7 protein-coding genes are annotated in these 7,809 nt (G+C 66.3%); 3 read left to right on the top strand and 4 right to left on the bottom strand.

Annotated elements, in window-relative coordinates; genetic code table 11:
* Both ACHFFA_RS02630 and ACHFFA_RS02625 read left to right on the top strand, forming a co-directional pair.
* Positions 1-317 (top strand): prolyl oligopeptidase family serine peptidase (locus tag ACHFFA_RS02630; RefSeq protein ID WP_394269277.1); only part of this gene is annotated, 317 nt, incomplete at its 5' end.
* Complete coding sequence (locus ACHFFA_RS02625; RefSeq protein WP_394269276.1) at positions 314-709, top strand: acyl-CoA thioesterase; 396 nt, start codon at positions 314-316, stop codon at positions 707-709. The genes ACHFFA_RS02630 and ACHFFA_RS02625, both read left to right, overlap by 4 nt.
* Positions 710-1,414: 705 nt before the next feature.
* On the opposite strand, the gene ald is transcribed toward ACHFFA_RS02625, so the two are convergent.
* The 4 genes from ald to ACHFFA_RS02605 all read right to left on the bottom strand — a co-directional run bounded on the left by ald (position 1,415) and on the right by ACHFFA_RS02605 (position 7,114).
* Positions 1,415-2,533, bottom strand: a complete 1,119-nt coding sequence (ald, locus tag ACHFFA_RS02620) for an alanine dehydrogenase (protein ID WP_394269275.1) — start codon at positions 2,531-2,533, stop codon at positions 1,415-1,417.
* A gap of 75 nt (positions 2,534-2,608) precedes the next feature.
* Positions 2,609-4,174, bottom strand: a complete 1,566-nt coding sequence (locus ACHFFA_RS02615) for a DUF389 domain-containing protein (RefSeq protein ID WP_394269274.1) — start codon at positions 4,172-4,174, stop codon at positions 2,609-2,611.
* Between the two features lie 10 nt (positions 4,175-4,184).
* Complete coding sequence (locus tag ACHFFA_RS02610) at positions 4,185-6,536, bottom strand: DNA translocase FtsK (RefSeq protein WP_394269273.1); 2,352 nt, start codon at positions 6,534-6,536, stop codon at positions 4,185-4,187.
* A gap of 53 nt (positions 6,537-6,589) precedes the next feature.
* On the bottom strand, positions 6,590-7,114 hold the full coding sequence (locus ACHFFA_RS02605; protein ID WP_394269272.1) for a thiamine phosphate synthase: 525 nt from the start codon (positions 7,112-7,114) through the stop codon (positions 6,590-6,592).
* 22 nt (positions 7,115-7,136) lie between these two features.
* Between ACHFFA_RS02605 and ACHFFA_RS02600 the strand changes: the two genes are divergently transcribed.
* The gene (locus ACHFFA_RS02600) at positions 7,137-7,805 is read left to right on the top strand and encodes a YggS family pyridoxal phosphate-dependent enzyme (RefSeq protein WP_394269271.1); all 669 of its coding nucleotides are present in this window, start codon (positions 7,137-7,139) and stop codon (positions 7,803-7,805) included.
* Positions 7,806-7,809 lie beyond the last annotated feature (4 nt).

The following is a 7,809-nucleotide window of genomic DNA, read 5'->3' as shown; positions in this document are numbered from 1 at the left end:
GGTGTGAATGGGGCAATCCCATCGCTTCGGAAGACGACTACCGGACCATCGCCGCCTATTCGCCCTATGACAATGTGGCAGCGCTTGCCTATCCGCCAATTCTGGCGCTCGCCGGCCTGACCGATCCGCGCGTCACCTATTGGGAGCCGGCCAAGTGGGTCGCCAAGCTGCGCGACATGAAGACCGACAGGAACGAACTGCTCCTCAAGACCAACATGGGCGCCGGGCACGGCGGCAAGTCGGGCCGCTTCGCCTCGCTCTACGAAACGGCGGAGGAATACGCCTTCATCCTGTGGCAGATGGGCATGACGGAGTGAGCGCAGACTTCACGCAGACCTTCACCGCCACAGCCGGGCACATCGACGAGCTCGGCCATGTCAACAATGCCGAATGGGTCCGCTGGGTGCAGGACATCGCCACCGCCCACTGGCGCGCGGTGGCGGACCCGGCGGTGGTCGATCGCTACATCTGGGTCGTGGTCCGGCACGAGATCGACTATCGCGGCAATGTCGGCCCGGGCGAGACGGTAACGGCGCGCACCTGGATCCCCGACCCGCCCCGCGGCGCCCGCTTCGACCGCTGCGTCGACTTCCGCGATGACGGGGGCAAGGTGCTGGTGGCGGTGCGCTCGACCTGGGCGATGATCGACCGCGAAAGCGGAAGGCCGGCGCGTATCACGGAAGCCGTGGCGGGGCCGTTTTTGGGGTAGTCTCGACGTCCGCAATGGGATGGGAAGCCCCTGGGACGCTTTCTGTCGCTGTTCGAGTTTCTCAAGAACGCACGGTTTAAGCGGCAGGTCTGGATTGCACCCTCCTGAAAGGCGAATGCACATTCGATAATCGCAGCATTATGCCAAAAAGCGCAAGTCCCGCCACAAGGTGTCCGACCTTAATATTGAAAACTAAGTAGTTGATGAACATCACGCCGAAGAGCATGAAATATGTGGCCATAAGCCAGTACCCAGAACGCAGTTTAAAAAGGGCGAGAAGGGAGCCAAACGTCAGGACCACGCCCATGACTGCACTCCAACCCAAATAGGTCGACATTGTAAGGGGTATGATTGCTCGCTTCGAAAGGGCTGGGAAGCCGGGCGTTAGAGCATCAACGATAGCAATCCCAATCTCGGTGTCTGTCCAGCCATTGACTTGCCCGACGGCTTGCACTCCCCCGAACATCCTAAATCCGCCGTAAACCAAGAATGCCAGTACTATCAGGTAGTAGCCCAAATTAGCGAGCAACCTTTTCTTAACCACAAATCCCTCCCATCGCGCTGTCAACTGTTCGCAGCGTCATTCAATTAAATTTACCTCTTGAATGGTCGGGAGAAAAGGAAAAATTGAGTTTCGGTAGTTAACTGTGTTTTTAGAAGGTCGAAGAAAAATCCGCCACAACAGGTCGGAGGCTGCCGCACCGCTCAAACCCCCAACACATCCCCCACCGCGCGATACTCATACCCTAACTCGCGCGCCACGGCGTCATACGTCACCGCGCCCGCGTGGACATTCAGCCCCGCCGCCAGGTGCGGGTCGCGCTTGAGGGCTTCCTTCCACCCGAGGTCGGCGATCCGCAAAGCATGGGGCAGCGTCACGTTGTTGAGGGCATAGGTGCTGGTGCGCGCCACGGCGCCGGGCATGTTGGCGACGCAGTAGTGGACGATACCGTCGACCACATAGGTCGGCTCGGCGTGGGTGGTGGGCTTCGAGGTTTCGAAGCAGCCGCCCTGGTCGATCGCCACGTCGACCAGCACCGCTCCCTTGTTCATGTCCTTCAGCATCTCGCGCGTCACCAGCTTGGGCGCCGCGGCCCCGGGGATCAGCACCGCGCCGATGACGAGGTCGGCCTGCGTCACCGCGTCATAGAGGTTGGCGTAGTTGGAGAAGCGGGTGCTCGCGCGGGCCTCGAAATGGGTGCCGACCTTTTCCAGCACCTCGGGATCGCGGTCGAGGATGGTGACGTCCGCCCCCAGCCCGGCGGCCATCTGCGCCGCGTTGAAGCCGACCACGCCGCCTCCGATCACCACGACCTTGCCCGGCATCACCCCCGGCACGCCGCCCAGCAGCACCCCGCGCCCGCCATGCGCCTTCTCGAGCGCGGTGGCGCCGGCCTGCACGCTCATCCGCCCGGCGACCTGACTCATCGGTTTTAGTAGCGGCAGTTGGCCGTTGGCGCCCGTCACCGTTTCGTAGGCGATAGCAGTGACGCCGCTGGCCACCAGGTCGCGCGTCTGGTCGGGATCGGGGGCGAGGTGGAGGTAGGTGTAGAGGATCTGCCCTTCGCGCAGCTTCTTGCGCTCGTCCGCCTGCGGTTCCTTGACCTTCACCACCATCTCGCATTCGGCGAAGATCGGGTCCGGCCCGTCGACGATCTTCGCGCCTGCGGCGATATACTGCGCATCGGTTGCATCGATGCCGCAGCCGGCGTCCTGTTCGATCCACACCTCGTGGCCGTGGTTGACCAGTTCGCGCGCGCTTTCGGGCGTCAGGCCCACGCGGTATTCGTGGTTCTTGATTTCCTTGGGGCACCCGATGCGCATCGCTCTCTCCTTGTCTCGAAGCCGCCGTTACGCCCCGCCCAATAAGGCTGCAAGCGGAGCGATCCGCGCGACATCTTATTGCGGCGGAGCCTCCCAGCGGGCTTCGATCCGGTCGGCCGGGCCGGTTTCGCTTTGCGTTAGTGTCACGCCGGCTTCGCGCAGCGTGATCGTCGCCGATTCGAGCGCATCCCCCCGCCCTGCAAGCGTCACCGCATAGCCAAGCCTTTCCGCGGCCCAGGCAATCACCGCCAGACTGCGCTGCCCTTCCTCGCCGATCTCTCCATCCTCCAGCGGGATGGCGGGCAAGGGGGCGAACGGGGGGCGGAGCGAGACCGACCATTCAGGCGCACTGGCCGCCGCCCGCTGTTCAAGTGTGCGCCAGCCGGCCAGCGACAGACCCGGAAGCGGCCGCGCCGCCACCAGCGCGCGGCGGTTGTCGCGGTCGACCGTCACCGCCGACCGCTCCACTCCCGCGATAAGGGTAAGGGCATTCACCAGCGTCGCGATCTCGCGTTCGCTGGCGGCGGTGGACCGGGCGCCCCGCGCCTCCGACAATGCGGCCTGCTCTGCCGCCCCCGGTGCCGAGCCGACCTGCAACTGCTCGATCTGGACCTTGGCCGGCTTGCCAAGCACTTCTCGTACCCGGGCGCCGATTTCGGCATTGGCCTTGGGATTGAAGACCGGGGTGAAGACGGTCCCGCTGATCGCCAGCGGTTCGGTGCCCCAGTTGATCGTCGGCTCCTCGACCTGGGCGCCCTCGGGGAAACTGTCGGCCATGGCCGAACGGACCACGCGCTGGGTATTGGCCTCGAGCGCGATCTGCCGCAGCGACAGGCCCAGCGGCACGGCCAGAGCCACGAAGGCGGCGAAGATCCCCAGTCCCTGCATCCAGCCCTGCCGGCTGGAAAGGTCGGTCCGGAAACCATACAACCGCGCCATCACCGTGGCGGTCAGCGCGATAGTGACGAAATTGGTGACGTAAAGCGCCATCGCCCCGCCGAACACCGTCCAGTTGAGGGTCGCCAGTCCGAAGCCGACCGCGGCCAGCGGCGGCATCAGCGCGGTGGCGATGGCGACGCCGACGATGGTGCCTTCCCGCCCGCGGATCATCGCATAGGAGCCCGCCAGCGACGAGAACAGCGCCACCAGCAGATCGAACAGGTTGGGGCGGGTGCGCGCGGCGATTTCCGGCGTCATCGTCTTGAGCGGCGACAGCAGGACGATCAGCGCGGTAAAGGCGATTGCGGCGATGGTTCCGATGGCCAGTGCCCGGGCGCTAAGCTTGAGCCATTTCACCTTGCCGATCGACAGGGCGAAGCCGGCGCCGAGGATCGGGCTCATCAGCGGCGACAGCAGCATGGCGCCGATCACCACCGCCGGCGAGGCAAGCAGCATGCCCAGGATCGCGATCCCGGCCGACATCATGGTCATGAAGATATAGCGCGGCGAGGTGCCGCTTTCGCTTGCGATCTTGGCGATCACGGCCTGCTGATCGACATCGTCGACCACGCGATCGTACCACCAGCGCCGCAGCGGCACGAGCATGCGGCCGAGCGGGCCGTGAATCCACCTCGGACTGGTCCGCTGCGCGCCCTCGGAGGCCTCGCCCGTCAGGGCGGCGGTTGAATCGGCGTTCCTCATCGCTCGTCGGTTAGAGCGGATTGCCGTCCTGGTCGCGGTAAATCTCGCGCCGGCCGACATGGTTGGCGGGGCCGACGAGGCCGTCTTCCTCCATCCGCTCGATCCACTTGGCGGCGGTGTTGTAGCCCACGCCCATCTGCCGCTGGAGCCAGCTGCCCGACGCTTTCTGGTTCTCGATCACGATCTGGCAGGCCTGGCGGTACTTGCGTTCCTCGGGATTGTCGGAAGCAGTGAAGTCGTCCTCGAAGCCGAAATGCCCGCCGTCTTCCGGTTCCTCGGTGACGGCATCGACGTAATCGGGCTTGCCCTGTGCGCGCCAGTGATCGGCCACCCGCTCGACCTCGTCGTCGGACACGAACGGGCCGTGCACGCGGATCATCGCGCCGGTGTTGGGCTTGTAGAGCATGTCGCCCTTGCCCAGCAGCTGTTCAGCGCCCTGTTCGCCCAGGATCGTGCGGCTGTCGATCCGGCTCGTGACCTTGAAGCTGATGCGGGTGGGCAGGTTCGCCTTGATCACTCCGGTAATGACGTCGACGCTGGGGCGCTGGGTCGCCATGATCAGATGGATGCCGGCCGCCCGGCTCTTCTGGCTGAGACGCTGGATCAGGACCTCGATCTCCTTGCCCACCGTCACCATCAGATCGGCCAGTTCGTCGACGATCAGCACGATCAGCGGCAGCGGACGATAATCGAGCTGTTCTTCCTCGTAACGCTCTTCGCCGGTCTCGGGATCGAAGCCGGTCTGCACCCGCCGGCCGAGCGGGGTGCCCTTGGCGGCGGCGGTGCGGACCTTGTCGTTGAACCCGGCAATGTTGCGCGAGTTGACGCTCGACATCATGCGATAGCGCCGCTCCATCTCCTCCACCGCCCATTTGAGCGCGCGGACGGACTTCGCCGGCTCGGTCACCACCGGCGAGAGCAGGTGCGGAATGTCGTCGTACGTCTTGAGTTCGAGCACCTTGGGATCGATCAGGATCAGCCGGCACTCGTCGGGCGTGAAGCGATAGAGCAGCGACAGCAGGATCGTGTTCAGCCCCACCGACTTGCCCGAGCCGGTGGTGCCCGCCACCAGCAGATGCGGCATCGCCGCCAGATCGGCCACGATCGGTTCGCCGGCAATGTCCTTGCCCAGGATCATCGGCAGCATGCCCTTGTTGTCGGCAAAGGCGGCCGAGGTGGCCAGCTCCTTGTAGCTGACCGTCTGGCGATTGGTATTGGGCAGCTCGATCCCGATGACCGTCCGCCCCGGAATGGGCGAGACCCGCGCGCTTATCGCGCTCATGTTGCGGGCGATGTCTTCGGCCAGGCCCACCACCCGGCTGGCCTTGATGCCGGGTGCCGGGTCAAGCTCGTACATGGTCACCACCGGCCCGGGGCGGACGGCAGTGATCTTGCCCTTGACGTTGAAGTCGTCGAGCACGTTTTCCAGCAAGCGGGCGTTGCGTTCGAGCGCGATCTTGTCGAGCTTCGCCGCCGGATGCGGCGGAGCATCGGTGAGGAGGTCGATGCTGGGAAGCTGATAATTGGCGAACATGTCCTGCTGCCGGGCGGCGGCCGGGCGGGACTGGGCCGGCGCGGGCATCGGGTCGGAAATTTCAGGTGCCGCACGGGGCGCGGCGGGCATCTCGCGATCGTCCTCCTCCGCTTCATCGGCATCGTCGCGCGCCGCGCGGCGGGTCGCCGGCTTGCGCGGCATCAATGGCAGGTCGATCGCGCCGATTTCGTCACGCCGGCGGCGGATGAAATCAGGCAGGGTGAAGAATTGCGCCCAGTCGATCGCGAACACCCGGGTGCATAGCGCAACCCCGGCCACCAGCGCGGCCAGTCCGAGCGCGCCGACGATCCATCCGCCGAACGCCCCGCCAAGCTTGTAGGCGATCGCCTGGATCGCTCCGCCGCCAAGGAGGCCGAGAGCGCCCCCGGCCCCCGCCGGGAACGGCCCGGGCGAGCCTTCGAAGATCAGCGCGATGACCGTGCCGAGCAGCGCCATCGCCGCCAGCAGCAGGCCGAACGGCCCCCACCACCGCCCCGGCGTGCGTTCTTCCTCGTCGTCTTCCACCCCGGTCCACAACCGCCGGGCAGAGATCCACAGCATCGGCAGAAGCAGCATCGAGGGAAGCCCGAAGAACAGCAGCACGCGCTCTGCCGCCCATGCCCCGCTGGCCCCCATCCAGTTGGCAATCTCGGTCCCGCTGGCGGCGGTCGAGCCACTGGGATCGGTCTGGGTATAGCTCGCCAGCGCAAGCGCCAGGAACGCCAGCAGCAGGAGCAGCAGCAGCGCGCCTGTCATGTGCAGGGCACGGCGCAGCGATCGGCGGAACGCCGCCCGCCAATCGGGTTGTGCGCCTGCGCGCGTCGCCATCTGCCGTCCCCTTGTCCGTAGCTGCTCAGTATGGGTGGAACCGGTTTGCCGCGTCAAGCGCGCGGTGCGGGCTCAAGGCCGTCGATCGCGCCCCAGCGCGGCCAGGCAAGCTCGGCCGCCCGCCCCGGCGACATTCCGCCGAGCGCGATGACCGGCACCGGCGAACGCTGGGCAAGGACGTGGAAGCCATGAACGCCCAGCCGCCCCGCCCCCGGGTGCGAGCGGGTGGCGAACACGGGCGAGAGGAAGATGCCGTCGGCCCCGGCCCGTGCGGCGCGTTCCAGTTCGTCGCCATCATGCGCGCTGGCGAGAAACAGCCCGCCCGGCGCGGGGCGGCGATCGTAGCGCCCGTCGCACGGCCAGTCGTCATTCCCGGCAAGGATGACGCGGTGCCCGTGCGTCCACGCGATCTCGCGCAGGTGATGATACCGGCGCGCGCGCTCCTCCCCGTGGAGGTGGTAATGGCGAAAGACGAAACCCGAATTGGCCGGCAGAGCGGGCAGCGCGGTGTCCAGCCACGCATCGTTGCGCGCGTCCGACAGCAGCCAGACGAGCGGGAGGGGATGGTTTCGCGCCATCGGGCAGCTATAGCGCGCGGCGATGGAAATGGCACAGACTCCGCTCGCCCAGGTGCGCCAGACGATCGAACAGGCGTGCACGCGTGCGCGCCGCATGCCGGACGAAGTAACGCTTGTCGCGGTCAGCAAGCACCATTCCGCCAACGCGATCGTTCCCCTGCTGGTCGAGGGGCACCGCGATTTCGGCGAGAACCGCGTACAGGAAGCGCAGGACAAATGGCCTGCCCTGCGCGCGGACTATCCCGATGTCCGGCTGCATCTCGTCGGGCGGCTGCAATCGAACAAGGCAGAGGACGCCGTGCGCCTCTTCGACGTCATCCACTCGCTTGACCGGCCGAGCCTTGTGGGCGCACTTGCGAAGGCGTTCGACAAGACCGGGCGCCGGGTGCCCTGCTTCGTCCAGGTGGATGTCGGTGAGGAGCCGCAGAAGGGAGGGTGCCCGGTCGGGTCGCTCGGCACCTTGCTGGCACGTGCGCGCGGGGCGGGCATCCCGCTCGCCGGGTTAATGTGCCTGCCCCCCAACGGGATCGAGCCTGCCCCCTTCTTCGCCTTGCTCGACAAGCTGGCGCGCGAGCACGGGCTTGCCGGGCGCAGCATGGGGATGAGCGGCGACTATGAAACCGCGATCATGCTGGGGGCGACGCATGTGCGGGTGGGCACGGCGCTGTTTGGCGAGCGCGACCCGGCCTGACGCG

This window comes from Qipengyuania sp. (assembly GCF_043423005.1).
GTDB lineage: Bacteria > Pseudomonadota > Alphaproteobacteria > Sphingomonadales > Sphingomonadaceae > Qipengyuania.
The sequence above is the reverse complement of the archived record's forward strand: the minus strand, read 5'-3'. Positions and strand labels throughout refer to the sequence as shown.

Coding starts and splice junctions, on each gene's coding strand:
- ald (WP_394269275.1), bottom strand. CDS start 2,533: ATGCGCATCGGGTGCCCCAAGGAAATCAAGAACCACGAATACCGCGTG.
- ACHFFA_RS02615 (WP_394269274.1), bottom strand. CDS start 4,174: ATGAGGAACGCCGATTCAACCGCCGCCCTGACGGGCGAGGCCTCCGAG.
- ACHFFA_RS02610 (WP_394269273.1), bottom strand. CDS start 6,536: ATGGCGACGCGCGCAGGCGCACAACCCGATTGGCGGGCGGCGTTCCGC.
- ACHFFA_RS02605 (WP_394269272.1), bottom strand. CDS start 7,114: ATGGCGCGAAACCATCCCCTCCCGCTCGTCTGGCTGCTGTCGGACGCG.
- ACHFFA_RS02600 (WP_394269271.1), top strand. CDS start 7,137: ATGGAAATGGCACAGACTCCGCTCGCCCAGGTGCGCCAGACGATCGAA.